This window comes from Actinophytocola sp., assembly GCF_036555685.1.
Taxonomy (GTDB): Bacteria; Actinomycetota; Actinomycetes; order Mycobacteriales; family Pseudonocardiaceae; genus Actinophytocola.
In genome coordinates, this window is sequence record NZ_DATBKY010000030.1 from 1 (window position 1) to 18,676 (window position 18,676).

Annotated in this window: 14 protein-coding genes, 1 tRNA gene and 2 pseudogenes; 13 read left to right on the top strand and 4 right to left on the bottom strand. The window is 72.0% G+C overall.

All coding sequences use genetic code 11. The features are described 5' to 3' along the window. Positions 1–181: 181 nt before the first annotated feature. Positions 182–254, bottom strand: a tRNA-His gene (locus VH969_RS03265). Positions 255–319: 65 nt separating this feature from the next. After that, on the bottom strand, positions 320–937 hold the full coding sequence (gene orn / locus VH969_RS03270; RefSeq protein WP_331970091.1) for an oligoribonuclease: 618 nt from the start codon (positions 935–937) through the stop codon (positions 320–322). 61 nt (positions 938–998) lie between these two features. On the opposite strand from orn, the gene VH969_RS03275 reads away from it, so the two are divergent. Then, on the top strand, positions 999–2,477 hold the full coding sequence (locus tag VH969_RS03275; protein WP_331970094.1) for a glutamate-cysteine ligase family protein: 1,479 nt from the start codon (positions 999–1,001) through the stop codon (positions 2,475–2,477). Positions 2,478–2,481: 4 nt separating this feature from the next. Here the strand turns inward: VH969_RS03275 and VH969_RS03280 are convergent. Further along, a pseudogene (locus VH969_RS03280) lies at positions 2,482–2,684 on the bottom strand (hypothetical protein). Between the two features lie 116 nt (positions 2,685–2,800). Here VH969_RS03280 and VH969_RS03285 point away from each other — a divergent pair. From VH969_RS03285 to VH969_RS03300, 4 genes are all read left to right on the top strand, one after another. Then, positions 2,801–4,039 (top strand): NAD(P)/FAD-dependent oxidoreductase, encoded by a 1,239-nt coding sequence (locus VH969_RS03285; RefSeq protein WP_331970097.1) that lies wholly within the window; start codon positions 2,801–2,803, stop codon positions 4,037–4,039. 17 nt (positions 4,040–4,056) lie between these two features. Further along, positions 4,057–5,079 carry a tetratricopeptide repeat protein gene (locus VH969_RS03290; RefSeq protein ID WP_331970100.1) on the top strand — a complete coding sequence of 341 codons (1,023 nt, stop codon included), beginning with the start codon at positions 4,057–4,059 and terminating at the stop codon, positions 5,077–5,079. Positions 5,080–5,159: 80 nt separating this feature from the next. Further along, positions 5,160–5,633, top strand: coding sequence for a hypothetical protein (locus VH969_RS03295; RefSeq protein ID WP_331970103.1), 474 nt, complete (start codon positions 5,160–5,162; stop codon positions 5,631–5,633). 201 nt (positions 5,634–5,834) lie between these two features. Further along, entirely contained in the window at positions 5,835–7,010 is a 1,176-nt protein-coding gene (locus VH969_RS03300; RefSeq protein ID WP_331970106.1) for a lactate 2-monooxygenase, read from the top strand. Positions 7,011–7,043: 33 nt separating this feature from the next. On the opposite strand, the gene VH969_RS03305 is transcribed toward VH969_RS03300, so the two are convergent. Further along, complete coding sequence (locus tag VH969_RS03305; RefSeq protein WP_331970110.1) at positions 7,044–8,720, bottom strand: bifunctional 3'-5' exonuclease/DNA polymerase; 1,677 nt, start codon at positions 8,718–8,720, stop codon at positions 7,044–7,046. A 151-nt stretch (positions 8,721–8,871) separates the two neighbouring features. Between VH969_RS03305 and VH969_RS03310 the strand changes: the two genes are divergently transcribed. From VH969_RS03310 to VH969_RS03345, 8 genes and pseudogenes are all read left to right on the top strand, one after another. Further along, positions 8,872–10,458, top strand: coding sequence for an acyl-CoA synthetase (locus VH969_RS03310; RefSeq protein ID WP_331970132.1), 1,587 nt, complete (start codon positions 8,872–8,874; stop codon positions 10,456–10,458). A gap of 462 nt (positions 10,459–10,920) precedes the next feature. Then, positions 10,921–12,123, top strand: a complete 1,203-nt coding sequence (locus tag VH969_RS03315; RefSeq protein ID WP_331970113.1) for a S8 family peptidase — start codon at positions 10,921–10,923, stop codon at positions 12,121–12,123. Between the two features lie 84 nt (positions 12,124–12,207). After that, positions 12,208–13,428, top strand: a complete 1,221-nt coding sequence (locus VH969_RS03320; protein ID WP_331970116.1) for an acyl-CoA dehydrogenase family protein — start codon at positions 12,208–12,210, stop codon at positions 13,426–13,428. Between the two features lie 13 nt (positions 13,429–13,441). Continuing rightward, positions 13,442–14,491, top strand: a complete 1,050-nt coding sequence (locus VH969_RS03325; protein WP_331970119.1) for a phosphotransferase family protein — start codon at positions 13,442–13,444, stop codon at positions 14,489–14,491. Between the two features lies 1 nt (position 14,492). After that, a complete protein-coding gene (locus VH969_RS03330) occupies positions 14,493–15,143 on the top strand; it encodes a histidine phosphatase family protein (protein WP_331970122.1) in 651 nt (216 codons plus the stop codon). A 22-nt stretch (positions 15,144–15,165) separates the two neighbouring features. Continuing rightward, positions 15,166–16,713, top strand: a complete 1,548-nt coding sequence (locus VH969_RS03335; RefSeq protein WP_331970126.1) for a serine/threonine-protein kinase — start codon at positions 15,166–15,168, stop codon at positions 16,711–16,713. A gap of 37 nt (positions 16,714–16,750) precedes the next feature. Next, the gene (locus VH969_RS03340; protein WP_331970129.1) at positions 16,751–17,734 is read left to right on the top strand and encodes an SMP-30/gluconolactonase/LRE family protein; all 984 of its coding nucleotides are present in this window, start codon (positions 16,751–16,753) and stop codon (positions 17,732–17,734) included. A 563-nt stretch (positions 17,735–18,297) separates the two neighbouring features. Beyond that, a pseudogene (locus VH969_RS03345) lies at positions 18,298–18,676 on the top strand (ABC transporter substrate-binding protein); the annotation flags it as partial.

Sequence of the window (18,676 nt, forward strand, 5' to 3'; positions counted from 1 at the left end):
GAATCGGGCACCGTAGGGAGGCTGGGGCCGGAGCGTCCCTGGCGCTGGTAGCGCCCAAAGTAACCACGCTGGGTCAGCAGATCCCGCACCGTGGGGTCTGGGGGGTCGCCCCCCAGAACAAAGGACGAAACCCAAAAGCGGGAAGGTGGCCCGAACGGACCACCGAACACGCGTCGCCGAGGGTGAGTGACGGGACTTGAACCCGCGACATCCTGGACCACAACCAGGTGCTCTACCAGCTGAGCTACACCCACCATTGCCGCCACTAGTGGGCGGCGGGTGTCATCGTAACGTGCGCCGCCGACCGGTTGGCAAACGGTTACGGTTCGAGGGGCTGGTCCGCGCCCAGGACGGCGTCCGCGACGGCTTTTGCCTGGTCGCTGGTGGGGCCGGGGGGTGGGACGAACGCCGTGCCGCGGTAGTAGATGAGCTCGCGGATCGACTCGCGGATGTCGGCCAGCGCGCGGTGCGCCAGGCCCTTGTCGGGCTGCGCGTAGTAGATCCGCGGGTACCAGCGCCGGCACAGTTCCTTGATCGACGAGACGTCCACCATCCGGTAGTGCAGGTGCGCGTCCAGCGACGGCATGTCCCGCGCGATGAAGCCGCGGTCCGTCGCGATGGAGTTGCCGCACAGCGGTGCCGTGCGGGGCTCCGGGATGTGGCGGCGCACGTAGTCGAGCACCTGGCGCTCGGCCTCCGCCAGGGTGACGGTCGACGCGCGGACCGCCTCGGTGAGTCCGGACTTGGCGTGCATCTCGCGCACGACGTCGGGCATGGCGTCCAGGGCGGCGTCGTCGGCGTGGATCACCAGGTCTACTCCGTCGTCGAGGATGTTCAGCTCGGAGTCGGTGACGAGAACCGCGATCTCGATCAGGGCGTCCTTGCCCAGGTCGAGCCCCGTCATCTCGCAGTCGATCCACACCAAGTTGTCCGTCACGCGACGGAGCTTAGCCCGGGTACGCTGGTTTGATCTCGGAACCGGAGGCGAGGCGAGGCCGATGGGCAAGGATGTCGTCAGAACCGAGTTCACCCGGGCCGACCGGCAGCGATTCCGCCAGAAGGTCCGCCAGTGCCTGGACGTCTTCGCGCAGATGCTGGCCGAGTCGCGGTTCGACACCGACCGGCCCATGTCCGGGCTCGAGGTCGAGCTGAACCTCGTCGACGAGGCGGGCGACCCGGCGATGCGCAACGCGGACGTCCTGGACGCGATCGCCGACCCGGCCTTCCAGACCGAGCTCGGCCGCTTCAACATCGAGATCAACCTGCCGCCGCGCGAGCTGGGACCGGACGGGCTCGCCGGGTTCGAGGACAACGTCCGCGCGAGCCTGAACGCCGCCGAGGGCAAGGCGAACTCCATCGACGCGCACATCGTGATGATCGGCATCCTGCCCACGCTGCGCCACGAGCACATGAACGCGGAGACGCTGTCCTCGAACGACCGCTACAAGCTGCTCGAGGAGCAGATCTTCGCCGCCCGCGGCGAGGACCTGGAGATCAACATCTCCGGAGCCGAGCGGCTGATCACCCAGGCCGACACCATCGCGCCGGAGAGCGCGTGCACGAGCGTGCAATACCACCTGCAGGTCGCCCCGGAGACGTTCGCGCAGTTCTGGAACGCGAGCCAGGTCATCGCCGGCGTGCAGGTGGCGTTGGGCGCGAACTCGCCGTACCTGTACGGCAAGCAGCTGTGGGCCGAGAGCCGGATCGTGCTGTTCGAGCAGGCCACGGACACCCGGCCGGACGAGCTCAAGGCGCAGGGCGTGCGGCCGCGGGTGTGGTTCGGCGACCGGTGGATCACGTCGATCTTCGACCTGTTCGAGGAGAACGTGCGGTACTACTCGGCGCTGCTGCCGCTGTGCGACGACGAGGACCCCGCCGAGGTCCTCGCCCGCGGCAGGACGCCGCAGCTGGGCGAGCTGCGCCTGCACAACGGCACGATCTACCGCTGGAACCGGCCGATCTACGACGTGGTCGAGGACAGCCCCCACCTGCGGGTGGAGAACCGCGTGCTGCCCGCGGGCCCGACCGTGGTGGACGTGATGGCGAACGCGGCGCTGTACTTCGGCCTCGTCCGCGCGCTGGCCGACCAGGATCGTCCACTGTGGAGCCAGATGAGCTTCTCGGCGGCCGAGGAGAACTTCCACGTCGCGGCCCGCGACGGCATCGGTGCGCGGATCTACTGGCCCGGCATCGGCGAGGTCCCGGTGACCGAGCTCGTGCTGCGCAGGCTGCTGCCGCTCGCCCACGACGGTCTCGACGCGTGGGGCGTGGCCCCCGACGACCGCGACCGGCTGCTGGGCATCATCGAGCAGCGCTGCATCAGCGGGCGCAACGGCGCGACCTGGCAGGTGGACACGGTCCACTCGCTGGAGCAGACGACATCGGTGAACCGCGAGCAGGCGCTGCGCGAGATGACCAGGCGCTACGCCACGCACATGCACACGAACGAGCCCGTGCACACGTGGCCGGGCATCTGAGCGGTCAGCAGCCGGTCTTCCTGGACGCATCGACCACGGCGTCGCGGAGCGCGGCGCGCAGCCTGCCGACGTCCAGCGGGAGGAGGACCGCGGTCTCGCCCGGCGGCGCTACCAGCACGACCCGCCCCTGCCGACGAACTCGGTCAGGTCGCGCCGCCGGCCGGCGACGTCGCGACACACGATCGACCACTCCTTGTGGTTGCGCACTTTCCATCCTCCGGCCGTTGCGGCGGTCTCGCTCGCTCGCGATGCTCACCAGGATGACGCCCGCCCGCCGCGAGCGTGCCGCCGTTTCTCCGATTCCTCGAAGGGCTTGATCACAAATGGGCGAACCTCGTCGCATCGTGATCGTCGGTACCGGTCTGGCCGGCGCCACGGCCGCGGGTGCACTGCGTGACAAGGGGTACACGGGCGAGGTGCTGATGCTGGGACAGGAGGCACACCGGCCCTACGAGCTGCCCGCGCTGTCGAAGGGCATCCTCCTCGGCCAGACCGACGAGCCGGACTGGGTGCACGACGAGGACACCTACGCGCGGCGGGACATCGAGCTGCGCCTGTCGACCGTGGTGAGCGAGATCCGGCTGGCCGCCCACGAGGTCGTGAGCGAGGACGGGACTCACCACCCGTTCGACCGGTTGCTGCTGGCCACGGGCTCGCAGCCGCGCCGCCCGGTCATGACCGGCGTGCACCTCGACGGGCTGCACCTGTTGCGCACGCTCGACGACGCGCGCGCACTGCGGGCCGAACTCGACGCCGGCCGCCGCGTGGTGATCGTCGGCGCCGGGTGGATCGGCTGCGAGGTCGCCGCGGCCGCACGCCGCAACGGCTGCGAGGTGACCGTGGTCGAGCCGATGCCGCTGCCGCTGTACCGGATCCTCGGTGACACGATCGCGGAGGTGTTCCACGACCTGCACGCCGAGGAGGGCGTGACCTGGAAGCTCGGCGTCGGCGTCTTCGGCTTCACCGGCGACGAGGCCGGCCGGGTGACCGGCGTCAGCCTCGACGACGGCAGCGAGCTGCCCTCCGACGTCACCGTGGTCGCGGTCGGCGCGGCGCCGCGGGTGGAGCTCGCGCACGCGGCCGGCCTCGAGCTCGCGGGCGCCGTGTCGGGCGGCGGGCTCGACGTGGACGAGTGCCTGCGCACCTCCGCGCCGGACGTGTACGCGGCGGGTGACATCGCGGCGCACGCCCATCCGCGGTACGGCCACCGCGTGCGGGTCGAGCACTGGGCGACGGCGAAGGACCAGGGAGCGCACGTCGCCGGGAACCTCCTCGGCGGCGCCGAGCCCTACACCGCGAGCCCGTACTTCTTCTCCGACCAGTACGACCTCGGCCTGGAGTTCCGCGGCATCGCCGACCCCATGGCCGACGAGCTGGTGGTGCGCGGGGATCTCAGGGCGCGCGAGTTCATCGCGTTCTGGGTGCGTGGCGACGAGGTTCGGGGGGCGCTGAATGTGAACATGTGGGATGACGGCGATGCGCTGTCCGCCCTGGTGGACGGTGACATCAGAGTGGACAGGACGAAGCTCGCGGACGGGGACCTCGCGAGCCTCGTGGGGTAGGCCCCGCGGGAGGGCGCATGGCGGATCCGGGCGGATCGATCGACTCGGTGCTGCTCCAGGCCGCGCGCCTGACCGCGGAAGGCAGGCCGGAGTCGGCGATCGCCGTGCTGCGCCCGGCCCTGGCGCGCTATCCGGACCATTCCGCCGCGTGGTGCCGGCTGTCGGCCGCGCAGCTGGACGCGGGCGCGCCGGCCGACTCGCTGGAGTCGGCGAAGCGGGCGATGACGCTGGGGGAGCGGTCCTGGGGGCACCGGCTGGCGAGCCTCGCGCTGCTCGAGCTGCACCGGTACCCGGAGGCGGTGGTGTCCGCGCGCGAGGCGGTGCGCCGGGACGCGGCGGACTGGCGCGGGCACGTGACGCTCGCGGAGGCGCTGGTCCACGAGACGCCGGCGGAGGCGATGCGGGTCGCGCGGACGGCGGTGGCGCTCGCACCGGAGGAGGCCCGGGCGCACGAGGTGCTCGGCGACGCGGCCGTGGCGGTGCACGACTGGCTCGAGGCCGACCGCGCGTACCGGGCGGCGCTGTCGCTGGACCCGGACAACGGGGACGTGCTCGCGAAGGTGGCCCGGCTCGCGCGGCGGCCGCCGGAGCGGCCGGCCGAGCAGCGTCGTTCCGCCCGGGCGCCGGTGACGCCGCGCTTCGGCCGGGCGGAACGGGTGGAGGCCTACCTCGCGGTGCGCCGGGCGGCGCTGTGGCAGGCGGCCGGCACGCTCGTGCTGCTGCTCGCCGGGCGGCCGGGGCCGAACGGGCTGCTGGCGTGGGTCGGGCTGGGCATCGCGTTGTTCGTCGCGGCGCTGGTGGTGCGCGGCTGGCTGGGCCTGCCGGCGCGGGCGCGGCGGGCGCTGTCCACAGGGGAGCCACGGGTCGTCGTCGGCGCGGTGTTGCTCGGCGTGTCCGTGCTGTTGCTGCTCGTGTGGACGGTGCTCGCCGCGCTGGGATCGGGGCCGTGGTTGGTGCTGTTGCTGGCTTTGGTGCTCGCGACGGTCGCTGTTGCGAACACTTCGCTCGGAATGTGGCGCGTCTTCTCCGACGACGGGTAGCGTGCCCGCGCCGGGAACCGAGTCGGGGTCGGGTGCGTCGGTTCCGGATGTCCCTGCCCCCGCTCTTCTAGGTGACGACCATGATTCGGTTCGGCTTGATCCTCTGCTTCTTCGGGTTCGGCTCAGCGATCATGCACTTCACGTCGGTGCAGTTCCGCTGGCTCGTGTGGACGGACCCCTACCAGCCCGTACTCGGCCTGTCGGTCGGCGGTGTCGGGTTGCTGCTGATCATCGTCGGCATCATGTTCGGCAGGGAGGAGTCCGGGGCGGGGCAGCCGCGGCCCGGCCACGGCCAGCCGCAGCCGTACGGCCGGCCCGGCGACCCCGCCGCGTTCGGCCCGCCCCCCGGCGCGCAGCCGGTCGCGCCCGGTGGCCCGCAGGCGTTCGGCCCGCCGTCGGGCCCGCAGCCCTACGGCCAGCCGCAGCCGTACGGGCAGGCGGCCATGCCGCAGCAGTACGGCCCGCCGCAGGACTATCCCCAGTCGCCGAACGGCACCCCGCCGGCCTCCTTCGGCCCGCAGGGCCCGCAGCAGCAGTTCGGCCCCCGGAGCTGACCTTCGCGGCAGCGATCGCCGGGTGCGGGGACCCGACGGTCAGCTTGCCCGCCTCTGCACCCCCTTAAGGCAGCGACCACACGCAGCCAATCGTCAACGGCCAGGCCGCGCGGTGCGACCGGCGCCGCCCGCGAGCCGGCGAGCAGGCAAGATGAGGCCCGATCGGACGACGAGTCAGACGGCACGGTTGGGAGCGGCGACGTGGCTGTTCAGTGGGGTTCGTACCAGAACGAGATCTACCTGCAAGGGCTCGCCGACCAGGTGCCGATGTTCACCACGGACGGCACGCGGTTGGCGGACGCCGCGCGGGAGCGGCTGGAGCCGGGGCCGTTCGGGTACGTGGCCGGGGGTGCCGGATCCGGGGCGACCGTGAGGGCGAACCGGGAGGCGTTCGACCGGTGGCGGATCGTGCCGCGGATGCTGACCGACGCGACCAAGCGGGACCTGTCGACCACCGTGCTCGGCACCGAAATGCCGGCGCCGGTGCTGCTCGCGCCGGTGGGTGTCCAGTCGATCGTCCACCCCGACGGTGAGCTCGCCACCGCGCGGGCCGCGGCCGAGCTCGGCGTGCCGATGATCCTCTCGACGGCCTCGTCGTACCCGATCGAGGACGTCGCGGCGGCGAATACGGGGTCCAATGGGGACGGTCCGCGGTGGTTCCAGCTGTACTGGCCCAACGACAACGACGTGACGATCAGCATCCTGTCGCGCGCGAAGGCGGCCGGCTTCACCACGCTGGTCCTGACGCTCGACACGTGGACGCTCGCGTGGCGCACGGTGGACCTCGACCAGTCGTACCTGCCGTTCATCCGCGGCATCGGCACGGCGATCCCGTTCTCCGACCCGGCTTTCCGCGCGGGGCTGGAGAAGTCGCCGGAGGAGGACCCGCAGTCGGCGATCCTGAAGTGGATCCCGACGTTCACGGGTACGGACAAGCGGTGGGACCAGCTGCCGTTCCTGCGCGAGCACTGGGACGGGCCGATCGTCCTGAAGGGCATCCAGCACGTCGACGACGCGCGCCGCGCGTGTGACGCGGGCATGGACGGCGTCGTCGTGTCGAACCACGGTGGGCGGCAGGTGGACGGAGCCGTTGCCTCGCTCGACGTGCTGCCGGAGATCGCGGCGGCGGTGGGCGATCGGGTCGCCGTTCTCTTCGACTCGGGGATCCGTACCGGGGCCGATGTCCTCAAGGCCGTGGCGCTCGGGGCGGACGCGGTGCTGGTCGGGCGGCTGTTCGCCTACGGGCTCGCCCTGGGCGGGCAGGACGGGGTCCGGCACGCGGTTCGGTCGCTGCTGGCCGACTTCGACCTGACGCTCGGGCTGTCCGGGCACCGGACGCCGGCGGAGCTGTCCGCGGAGTCCGTGCGGCGCTGTTGATCGCCACGGCGTCCGTTCGGGCCGCCGGTTCCTTTACTTCGCGTCCGCGTAACAGTCCACTGTGGCCGCTTGTAGCGGGAACCGCACGGAGGTGTCGCCGAAGACCAGGCTGCTCGCCTCCGCAGCCGACGCCGTCACCGCTGCCTCCACGAGGGAAGCGGTGGCCTCGGGGCAGTGGACCAGGACCTCGTCGTGCTGGAAGAAGACCAGCTGGGCGTCCGTGTCCGCCAGCCGGCGGCGCAGCGTGGCCAGCACGGTCAGCGCCCAGTCCGACGCGCTCGCCTGCACCACGAAGTTCCTCGTGAACCGGCCCCAGTTGCGGGCCGCCTCGCGCGACCGGCGCTCCGTGCCGGGGTCCGTCGAGCCCATCAGCGACCGCCACGCCTCGCTCGGGGGCGGGCTCGTGCGGCCCAGCCGCGAGCGGACGATGCGGCCCTCCTCGCCGGCCCGCGCCGCCTGCTCCACGTAGTCCACCGCCTGCGGGAAACGCTTGCGCAGCCTCGCCAGCAACGGCCCGGCACCACCCGCCGTGCCGCCGTACATCGCCGACAGCATGGCTCGCTTCGCGTGCTCGCGGTTGCCCTCGAAGGCGTCCGCGGCCAGCGTCGTGTACAGGTCGGACGTCGCCGAGACCGCCGCGAACGCGCGGTCGCCGGACAGGGCGCCCAGCACCCGGGGCTCCAGCTGCGCGGCGTCGGCCACCACCAGCTTCCAGCCCGGGTCGGCCCGCACGGCCGTGCGCAGCGCGCGCGGCAGCTGCAGCGCCGCACCACCGCGCGTCGCCCAGCGGCCCGAGACCACGCCACCCACCACGTACTCCGGCCGGAACCGGCCACCGTGCACCCACGCGTCGAGCCACGACCAGCCGTTCGCCACCCACAGCCGCTGCAGCTCCTTGTACCGCAGCAGCGGCTCCACGGCCGGATGGTCGACCTCCTTCAGCACGTGCGCCCGCGACGACGGCACGTCGATGCCCGCCCGCGCGAACGCCCGCACCACGCTCGCCGGGTTGTCCGGGTTCACCTGCCGCGACTCCGGCGCCCCGACCAGCCCGAACGCCGCCGTGATCTCCTCCGCCAGGCCGGCCAGCACCCGCGGCCGCGCACCCGGCGCCGGCCGCGGCCCGAGCAGGGACGCCAGCAGCTCCAGGTGCACGTCGGCACGCCACGGCAGCCCGTGGTGGCGCATCTCCGCGGCCGCCAGCGCGCCCGCCGACTCCGCGGCGACCAGCAGCCGCATCCGGTCCGGCGACGGCACCGCCGCGATCCGGCGCTGCTGGTCGGCGTACACCGCCACCGCCGCGTCCAGCGGGTCGGCGCCCGCCGGCAGCGGCTCGCGGGCGGCCTCGAACAGGGCCGGCTGCTCGGTACGGTCCGCCGGCGGTGGGTCGGCGGGCTCCGCCAGCTCGTGCAGCCGGGCCCAGGCCGCGGCGAGGTTGCGCGGCCGGCCGGGCTCGCCGGCGTGCGCGAGCAGGATCGCCTCGGTGAGATAGAGGTCGTGACACCGCGACAACCGCACGCCGGCCTCGAGCAGGCCGGGGTACACGGCCCCGGCCACGGGCAGCACCCAGCGCGGTGCGTGCGCGGCCTCGGTGGCGGCCATCCATCCCGCCAGGTCGTCGACCTTTTCGGGCGCGCCCGGCTCGGCGCCGTCCGGGAGCATTCGCACCCGGCCGGCCCCGTCCGCTTCGGGCACCGCCACGACCTGCACGTCCGCATTCTGCGGGACGCCACCGACAGTCCTGTGGTGGACCGTTAGTTAACCAGCAAGTAGGTTCGGGGAAACGTGGGCTCGAGGAGGTCCGGCTTTGTTGGACAGCGCACTGGGCAAGGCCTGGGAAGCCGCCACGCAGGTGCCGACGATGGCGCGTGGCCTCTACGTCATCCGCCGGTCCGGCCTCGTGCCGCTCGGCCGCCCCGACCGCGCCCTGCGTGCCCTGCTGACCCTCCGCCGGCTCGGCCCGATCGCCGGCGCGGCCCACGTCGCCGCGCGCCGCGACCAGCAGGCCGTCGGCCTCGTCGACGAGCTCGGCCCGCTCACCTACCACCAGCTCGACACCCGCTCCAACGCGCTGGCCAGGGCGTTCGCCGACAAGGGGCTCACCGCGGACTCCGTGATCGCCCTGCTCGCACGCGACCACCGCGGCGCGGTGGACACGATGATCGCCGCCGGCAAGCTCGGCGCGCGGCTGCTGCTGATGAACACCGGCTTCGCCAAGCCGCAGCTGGTCGACGTCGCGCGCCGGGAGAAGGTCTCCGCCGTCGTCTACGACGAGGAGTTCAGCGAGCTCGTCAACGCCCTCGACGACGACCTGCCGCGCTTGCTCGCCTGGGTCGACGAGGGCTCGACGCCGCGCCATCCGACCCTCGACGAGCTGATCACCAGCACCGAGGACCGCGCCGTCCCCGCGCCGCCGGAGCCGGGCGGGCTGATCCTGCTCACCAGCGGCACGACCGGCACCCCGAAGGGCGCGCCGCGCACGGTCCGCTCGCCGCTCGCCGCCGCCCAGTTCCTCGACCGCATCCCGTTGCGGGTCGGCGAAGCCACGATGCTCGCCGCGCCGCTGTTCCACGGCACCGGCCTGTCCCAGTTCCTGCTGTCGTTCGCGCTCGGCTCGACCGTCGTGCTGCGCCGCAAGTTCGACCCCGAGGAGACGCTGCGCGCGGTGCAGGACAACAAGGCCACCGCGCTCGTGATGGTGCCGACCATGCTGCGGCGCATCGTCGACCTCGGGCCGGACGTGATCGGCAGGTACGACACGTCGTCGCTGCGGATCGTCTTCGTGGCCGGCTCCGCGCTCTCGCCCGAGCTGGGCAACCGGGCCACCGAGCTCTTCGGCGACGTCGTGCACAACCTGTACGGCTCCACCGAGGTCGCGGTGGCCACCGTGGCCACCCCGCAGGACTGGCGCGAGGCACCCGGCACGGTCGGCCGCGCGCCGGTCGGCTGCCGGGTCGCGCTCTACGACGACGAGGGCAGGCGGATCCGGCAGCCGGGCACCGTGGGCCGCGTGTTCGTCGGCAGCATCCTGAGCTTCGAGGGCTACACCGACGGCCGCCAGAAGGACGTGATCGACGGCCTGCTCGCGAGCGGGGACGTCGGCCACTTCGACGAGCAGGGCCGGCTGTTCATCGACGGCCGGGACGACGACATGATCGTCTCCGGTGGCGAGAACGTCTTCCCCGGCGAGGTCGAGAACACGATCCTCGAGCACGACGGGGTGGCCGAGGTCAGCGTCCTGGGTGTGCCGGACGACGACTTCGGCCAGCGGCTCAAGGCCTATGTGGTCACTCGCCCCGGCGCAACGCTCGACGCCGACGCGATCCGCGCGCACGTGCGGGCCAACCTCGCGCGCTACAAGGTCCCGCGGGACGTCGTGTTCGCCGACGAGCTGCCACGCAATGCCACCGGCAAGATCCTCAAGGACAAGCTCGCCGAGCTGGGCTGACACGCCATTATCACACGAATTAGGCGAATGCAAGGCCCCATAGTTGGGGATTCGCGTTTCCGCGGCCCTGAACTCGAATTCCGCTGTATCGAATTTGTATTCCTGCGAACAGGCATTCGCGCGAACGCGGTTTTGTCATCGCAAATTGCCATTAGCGGGTGTTCAGCTGGTTTCTGTGCGTCATCTACACAGCTCAGGCCCCAAGTTACCAGCTGGTGTACTGGTCGGTAACAAATGTCGAAATGCCGCCGAGCCGCTTGTGTGAACAGTTTCACCATGCCGCCGTGTGCACTACGCCTATTAGGCTGTTCGGCTTAGTAGTGGCAACTGGCAAGCATTGCTCATTCTTTGTGCTGAGAGGTTGCATATCAATAGGGACAGGGGCGTGTGGATTCATTCACGGGGCAGTAAATGCGACGCCACTGTCCACATTGGTCGGGGACAGGAAGGGTCAAATCTGACATGACGCGCATTAGTCGGGGCCGGCTGTTGGCCGGTGCGGGTTTCGTGGCTGCCGTGGCGACCGCCGCGGCCGTCGTCGCGATGCCAGCGCAAGCGCAGGAGGGCCAGATCCGCATGGCGGGCACCGCGAACGCGGTTGCCGGTCACTACATCGTGGTGCTGAAGGACAGCCAGGCCGTCTCCACGAAGGCCATCAGCACGAAGGCCGACAGCCTGGCCGTCAGGTACGGCGCCAAGGTCGGCTACAAGTACACGTCCGCTCTGAAGGGCTTCTCGATCACCGCGACCGAGGCCCAGGCGAAGCAACTCGCGGCCGACGGCAACGTCGCCTACGTGCAGCAGAGCCACAAGTTCACCGTGTCCGACACGCAGCAGAACCCGCCGTCGTGGGGTCTGGACCGGGTCGACCAGCGCGACCTGCCGCTGGACAACTCCTACACCTCCGCCAACAACGGTGAGGGTGTCACGGCGTTCGTGATCGACACCGGTGTGCGGGCCACGCACCAGACGTTCGGTGGCCGCGTGAGCGGTGGCTTCGACGCCATCGACGGCGACAACAACCCGGACGACGGCTTCGGCCACGGCACCCACGTCGCCGGCACCATCGGTGGCGCCGAGTACGGCCTGGCCAAGGGCGTCGCGATCACGCCGGTGCGCGTGCTCGGTGACGACGGCAGCGGCACGACCGAGCAGGTCGTGGCGGGCATCGACTGGGTCACCCAGAACCACAGCGGCCCGTCCGTGGCGAACATGAGCCTGGGCGGCGGCGCCGACCAGGCGCTCGACACCGCGGTGCAGAACTCGATCGCCTCCGGCGTGACCTACGCGATCGCCGCCGGCAACTCCTCCGCCGACGCCTCCGGCTTCTCGCCGGCCCGCGTCCAGGAGGCCATCACCGTCGCGGCGTCGGACATCAACGACGCGCAGGCCGAGTTCTCGAACTTCGGTTCGCTCGTCGACCTGTACGCCCCGGGCGTGGACATCACCTCGTCCTGGAACGACAGCGACACCGGCACCAACACGATCAGCGGCACGTCGATGGCGACGCCGCACGTGGCCGGCGCCGCGGTGCTGTTCCTGTCGGCGAACCCGCAGGCCACCCCGGCCGACGTGGCCGCGGGCCTGACCGGTGCCGCCACGCCGGACAAGATCACCAACGCCAGCCCGGGCACCCCGAACAAGCTGCTGTACACGGGTGCGTGAGCCGGCGCGAGTGAGCTAGGTCAAAGCATCGCCGCCCCCGGGAGCAGTCCCGGGGGCGGCGGTTTGCGCCTAGGGTGCTGAACCGTGGACTTCTCGCACTCGGCCACGGCGGCCGGCTACCTGCGCCGCGTGAGCGACTTCGTCCGGACGGAGATCGAGCCCGTCGAGGCCGACTACCACCGCACGCTGCGCGCGGCGAGCGATCCCTGGGTCGTGCTGCCGGTCGTCGAGGAGCTCAAGGCGAAGGCCCGCGAGCAGGGCCTGTGGAACCTCTTCCTGCCCGACACCGAGCACGGCGGCGCCGGCCTGTCCAACGCCGAGTACGCGCCGCTCGCCGAGCAGATGGGTCGCTCGCCCCTCGCGCCCGAGGTCTTCAACTGCAACGCGCCGGACACCGGCAACGCCGAGGTGCTGGTGAAGTACGGCAGTCCCGAGCAGCAGGAGCGCTTCCTCGCGCCGTTGCTGCGCGGTGAGATCCGCTCCGCCTTCTGCATGACCGAGCCCGGGGTCGCCTCCTCCGACGCCACGAACATGGCCGCCACCGCGGTCGTCGACGGCGACGAGATCGTCCTCAACGGACGGAAGTGGTGGAGCTCCGGGATCGGTCATCCCAACTGCGGCTTCGTCATCTTCATGGGCCTGACGGATCCGGCGGCGCCGCGTCACGCCCGGCACTCGATGGTGCTGGTGCCGATCGGCACGGACGGGGTGAAGGTCGAGCGGATGCTGCCGGTGTTCGGCCACCACGACGAGCCGTACGGGCACGGCGAGGTCACCTTCACCGACGTGCGGCTGCCGCTGTCCGCGGTGATCGCCGGCCCCGGGCGGGGCTTCGAGATCGCGCAGGGCCGGCTCGGGCCGGGGCGCATCCACCACTGCATGCGGCTGATCGGGCTGGCCGAGCGGGCGCTCGAGCTCGCCTGCACGCGGGCCACGAGCCGGGTCGCGTTCGGCAAGCCGCTCGCCAACCTCGGCGGCAACCGGGAACGCATCGCGCACGCGCGGATCGCGATCAACCAGGCCCGCCTGCTCGTGCTGCACACCGCCTGGCTGCTCGACACGTCGGGGCTGGCGGGCGCGCGCAGCGAGGTGTCGCAGATCAAGGTGGCCGTGCCGAACATGGCGCTGAAGGTCATCGACATGGCCATCCAGCTGCACGGCGGCGCGGGCGTGTCCGAGGACTTCCCGCTCGCGGCCGCGTACGCCGGCGCGCGGGCGCTGCGCCTCGCGGACGGCCCGGACGAGGTGCACCTGAACCTGGTGGCCCGCGTCGAGCTGGCGCCCTACGCCGAGAACGCGAAGTGAGGGCGGACCGGTCATGAGCGCACCGCACGATCGGCCGGGCGAGCTGCGCGAGGAGGACGCGTTCGACACCGCCGCGGTGACCGCGTGGCTCAAGTCCCAGGTGGACGGTCTGGGCGAGCTGCTCGAGGTGCGCCAGTACCCGGGCGGCGCGTCGAACCTGACCTACCTGCTGCGCTTCGCCGAGCGCGAGCTGATCCTGCGCCGCCCGCCGGCCGGCCAGAAGGCGAAGTCCGCGCACGACATGCAGCGCGAGTACCGCGTGCAGAGCCGGCTGCGCCCGGTGTACCCGTTCGTGCCGGAGGTGCTCGCGATGTGCACCGACCCGGCCGTGCTCGGCTCGGACTTCTACGTGATGGAGCGGCTCGACGGCATCATCCTGCGCGGCGACCTGCCCGAGGGCATGACGCTGTCCGAACAGGACGCCCGGGCGCTCGCGTTCCGCACGTTCGACCGGCTGATCGAGCTGCACCAGGTCGACGCCGACGCCGCCGGCCTCGGTGACCTCGGCAAGGGCGCGGGCTACGTCGCGCGCCAGGTCGGCGGCTGGTCGCAAAGGTACCGGCGGGCCCGCACGCCCAACGTGCCGCAGGCCGAGGACGTCATCGCGTGGGTCGACGCCAACCAGCCGGACGACGTGGCGATCTGCGTGATCCACAACGACTTCCGGTTCGACAACGTGGTCCTGTCCGAGTCGCTCGACGTGCTCGGCGTGCTGGACTGGGAGATGGCCACGCTCGGCGACCCGCTGATGGACCTCGCCGGCAGCCTCACCTACTGGACCCAGGCCGACGACGACGACATGGCGCAGCTGATGCGCAAGCAGCCGTCGCACCTGCCGGGCATGCCGACCCGCCGCGAGCTCATGGAGTACTACTGCGAGCGGACCGGGCTCTCGGCCGGGAACTGGACGTTCTACGAGGTGTTCGGCGCGTTCCGGCTCGCGGTGATCATGCAGCAGATCTACTACCGCTACCACGCCGGGCAGACGCACAACCCCGCGTTCGCCGAGCTGCACCGGTTCGTCGGGTACCTGCTCGACCGCTGCCGGGCGGGAATGGCCTGACGTGGGGGCGGTCTACCTGCTGCGCCACGGCCAGGCGTCGTTCGGCACCGCCGACTACGACGTGCTGTCGCCGGCCGGTGAGCTGCAGTCCAAGGTGCTCGGCGACGAGCTGCGCCGCCGCGCGGTGCCGGTGCACGCGGTGTGGGCGGGGACGTTGCGCCGCCAGCTCGCCACGGCGGCCGCGTGCCTGCCGGCGGCCGGCGTCGACCTCCCGGTGCGCGAGGACGCGCGGTGGAACGAGTACGACCACATGGGACTCGTCCCGACGGGACAGACGGTGGACGCGTCCGGGTCGGCGCGCGGGTTCCAGGCGTTGCTCGACGACGCGTTGCGGTCGTGGATCTCCGGTGGCGCGCCGACGGGCGGGCACACGTGGGAGTCGTTCTCGGCCGGCGCGCTGGCCGCGCTCGACGACGCGTTCGACCTGCCCCGCGGCCGGTCCGCCCTGGTGTTCACCTCGGCCGGGGTGATCGCCGCGGTGTGCGCGCGGCTGCTGCACATGCCGGTCGAGGGGTACCTGGCGCTGAACCGCACGATGGCGAACGCGAGCATCACCAAGCTGGTGCGCGGCCGGTCCGGCGTGAGCCTGCTGTCGTTCAACGAGCACGCCCACTTCGAGGGCGAACATCGCGAACTGCTCAGCTACCGGTGAGCCCTTGGGTATCGTCCGGGCGGTGCAGGCCTCAGGGACCTCGGATCCCGCGAAGATCGGTGACTACGCGGTGCTCGGCAGGCTCGGGCACGGCGCGATGGGCCGGGTCTACCTGGCCCGCTCGCCCGGAGGCAGACCGGTCGCGGTGAAGGTCGTGCGGCCCGAGCTCGCCGACGACCCCGGGTTTCGCGAGCGGTTCCGCCACGAGGTCGCCTCGATGCAGGCGGTCGGCGGCTTCTGGACGGCCGCGGTCGTCGACGTGGATCCGGACGGCCTGTGGCTCGCCACCGAGTACGTGCCCGGCCCGACCCTGCTCGCGGCCGTCGGCGAGCACGGCCCGCTGCCGCTGCCCGCGTCGCGCCGGCTCGTGGCCGGGCTCGCGGAGGCGCTGCGGGCGATCCACGGCGCGGGGCTGGTCCACCGGGACCTGAAGCCGGCCAACGTGCTGCTCGCCGCGGACGGCCCGCGGGTGATCGACTTCGGCATCGCGAAGGCCATGGAGAACACCGGCCTCACGGCGACGGGCATGTTCGTCGGGACACCGGGGTTCCTGTCGCCGGAGCAGATCGAGGGCCGCGACGCGACGCCGGCGAGCGACGTGTTCGCCCTGGGCGCGGTGCTGGTGTACGCGGCCACCGGGTCGGGGCCGTTCGGCACCGGCGACGCGCCGGCCCTGATGTACCGCGCGGTGCACGCCGAGCCGTCCCTGGACGGGGTGCCGGCCGAGCTGCGCCCGCTCGCCGCCCGCTGCCTCGCGCGGTCGCCGTCCTCGCGGCCCACGCCGGCGGACCTGCTCGCGGAGGTGGGCACGCCGGACGCGGCGGAGTGGCTGCCCGGGCCCGTGCGCGCCATGGTCACCGAGCAGGAGACCGAGCTGGGCCGGCCCTCGCCCCGGCCGCCGACCAAGGCGTACACGAAGGCCGCCGCGCCCTTGCCGTTCGGCGGCCGGACCAGGACCGAGGCACCACCGGCCGCGACCCCGGCGCCGGCCATCGGCGCGCCGCCGCCCGGTACCGCCGCGCCGGGCCCACCGCACGCCGAACGCCCCGCACCGGCGCCCGTCCCCGGACAGGGGAGCCGGGCGGTGTTCCGGGTCTCCCGGTTCTCGGCGCTGGTCATCGGCGCGCTGGCGACCATCGGGGCGTTCGTGTGCCTCTCGATCTCCCAGGAGGCCAGCGCGGCCGCGAACGGGGGCGCCGGCCTCCTGTTCTTCGTGCTCTTCGTGTTGTTCGCCGTGCCGGCCGTGCGGATGTGGTGGATCATCGTCCGGCCGCGGCGGTGGCTCGAGGTCGCCGCGGACGGGCTCACGATCGGCCGCGGCGCGCGGACGACGGTCCTCCCTTGGGCGCAGCTCGCCCGGGTCCGGATCGTCGAGGACGGGCGGCGGCCGTGGCTGGTCGTCTGGCCGCACGTCGCCCTGGAGCAGGGCGTCGGCACCGAGTACGCAGGCGGATACCGCGTCTTCCCGGTGGGCCACGAGCGGCGCGTGAACACCCGCCGCCGCGAGACGCGGGAGCTGCGGGCGGCACTGGGCTGGTACGGCGGCGGCGCCTACGACCCCAGCCCGTGACGTTGCTGGCTCACCGGCCGTCGGGTATCCAGGGGTTATGCGACGTCCCACGATCGACCCGGTGGTGTGGCAGCCGGCCAAGCCCGCCGGCCGGCCGGCGAAGAACACGTTGCCGCCGCTCACCGTGGTCCAGGTCAACGGGCGCGGCACCGAGGACGTCCTGGTCGACCACGGCCACGTGTTCACCGGCGTCGAGGACGGCCGCATCCTGCGCCTGACCGAGGACGGCCGCCGCCTCGACACGATCGCCGACACCGGCGGGCGACCGCTCGGCATCGAGTCCCACCCCGACGGCCGGCTGCTCGTCTGCGACGCGGGGCGCGGGCTGCTGCTGGTCGAGCGGGTCAGCGGCGACATCGAGGTCCTCGTCGAGCGTGGCCCGGACCTGCGGGTATGCAACAACGCCGCGGTGGCCGCCGACGGAACGGTCTACTTCACCGACTCCACCAGCCGCTTCGACCTGGAGCACTGGAAGGCCGACCTGCTCGAGCACCGCGGCACCGGGCGGCTCCTGCGCCGCGACCCCGGCGGCGCCGTCGAGACGGTCGCGGAGGGCCTGCACTTCGCCAACGGCGTGGCGCTCGCCCCGGACGAGTCCTATGTGGTCGTCGCGCAGACCGGCGCGTACCAGCTGGACAAGATCGTGCTCACCGGCGAGCGGCAGGGCCGAACCGAGGTCCTCGCGGCCGGCCTGCCGGGCTTCCCGGACAACATCGCCACCGGCTCCGACGGGCTGATCTGGATCGCCATGGCGAGCCCGCGGGTCGCCGCGCTGGACATCACCAGCCGGCTGCACCCGGCCATCCGCAAGGCCGTGTGGGCGCTGCCCGAGCCGTTGCAGGTGAAGGAGAAGCGGGTCGTGTGGGCCCGGGCCGTGGACGGCGCCACCGGCCGGACCGTGCACGACTTCCACGGCACCCGGCCCGACTTCCACATGGTCACCGGCGTCCGCGAGGCGGGCGGCACGGTGTACCTCGGCAGCCTCAACGAGCGCGCGATCGCCCACTTCAAGCTGCCGTAGGCGGGCCGTACCCGGCCGCCGAGCCGCTCCGAGGCCGCTATTGGCGAGGCCGATGCACCATCGTTGCCGAATAGCAACCATGCGTTGCCCATGTGGACGGCGTCGACCGGACGGCACGCGATAGTTCGGATGATCATGGGCCCACGTGGGTGCACGCGGCCCGGAACCGGTGTCGGAAAGCCACGAGACGGTGTCGGAAAGACATCAAGGTTGTAGCCGGTGGGCTGTTCGGTGGCCGCACGGCCTCCCTTCGGGCGTTTGGCGCCGGGTCGGGCTTGACGCCAAGGCTTTCGCTGGTCCAGGCTAGTCCGCCATTAACCGATCAAGTGCCGACATGCGTTGATCGGTTGTGCAGTCGCATCGAAGGCCTGGTCCGAAGTGGACCGGGCGTAGGGAGTCGAGGATGACTCAGGCGGTGGACCCGCACCAGGCGGAGTTTCGCCCGGTGCGTGTTCGTGCCGCGGTGTCACCGCGGGCCCTTTCCGGAAGCCCTTGACTGTGCACTTGGTTCACGTGGCGGAAATTCAAGGTGCGGTGCAGTCACGGATCGACAGGAGTAGGAAATGAGTGCAGGAGCAAGGGCGCGTACCGCTGCCTTGCTGGCCGTCGCCGCGGTCGCCCTGGCGGGATGTGGCGATGACAGCAGCAGTGGTGGGGACAGCGGCGGCGGGGGTGCCGCGCCGGCGCTCGAAGGCCGCGGACCGATCACGTTCGCGACCGGCAAGGACACGTCGGGCAACATGCAGAAGCTCGTCGACAAGTGGAACGGCGACCACCCCGACGAGAAGGTGACGATCACCGAGCTGCCCGAGTCCGCGGACGACCAGCGCCAGCAGATGGTCCAGAACGCGCAGGTCAAGTCCGACGCCTACACCGTGCTCAACCTGGACGTCGTGTGGACCGCCGAGTTCGCCGCGAACCGGTGGGTCGTCGAGCTGCCGA

Bases quoted from the DNA above. Each gene is read 5' to 3' on its own strand.
- VH969_RS03315 (WP_331970113.1), top strand. From the start codon at position 10,921: ATGACGCGCATTAGTCGGGGCCGGCTGTTGGCCGGTGCGGGTTTCGTG.
- VH969_RS03285 (WP_331970097.1), top strand. From the start codon at position 2,801: ATGGGCGAACCTCGTCGCATCGTGATCGTCGGTACCGGTCTGGCCGGC.
- VH969_RS03310 (WP_331970132.1), top strand. From the start codon at position 8,872: ATGGCGCGTGGCCTCTACGTCATCCGCCGGTCCGGCCTCGTGCCGCTC.
- VH969_RS03275 (WP_331970094.1), top strand. From the start codon at position 999: ATGGGCAAGGATGTCGTCAGAACCGAGTTCACCCGGGCCGACCGGCAG.
- VH969_RS03290 (WP_331970100.1), top strand. From the start codon at position 4,057: ATGGCGGATCCGGGCGGATCGATCGACTCGGTGCTGCTCCAGGCCGCG.
- VH969_RS03340 (WP_331970129.1), top strand. From the start codon at position 16,751: ATGCGACGTCCCACGATCGACCCGGTGGTGTGGCAGCCGGCCAAGCCC.
- VH969_RS03295 (WP_331970103.1), top strand. From the start codon at position 5,160: ATGATTCGGTTCGGCTTGATCCTCTGCTTCTTCGGGTTCGGCTCAGCG.
- VH969_RS03325 (WP_331970119.1), top strand. From the start codon at position 13,442: ATGAGCGCACCGCACGATCGGCCGGGCGAGCTGCGCGAGGAGGACGCG.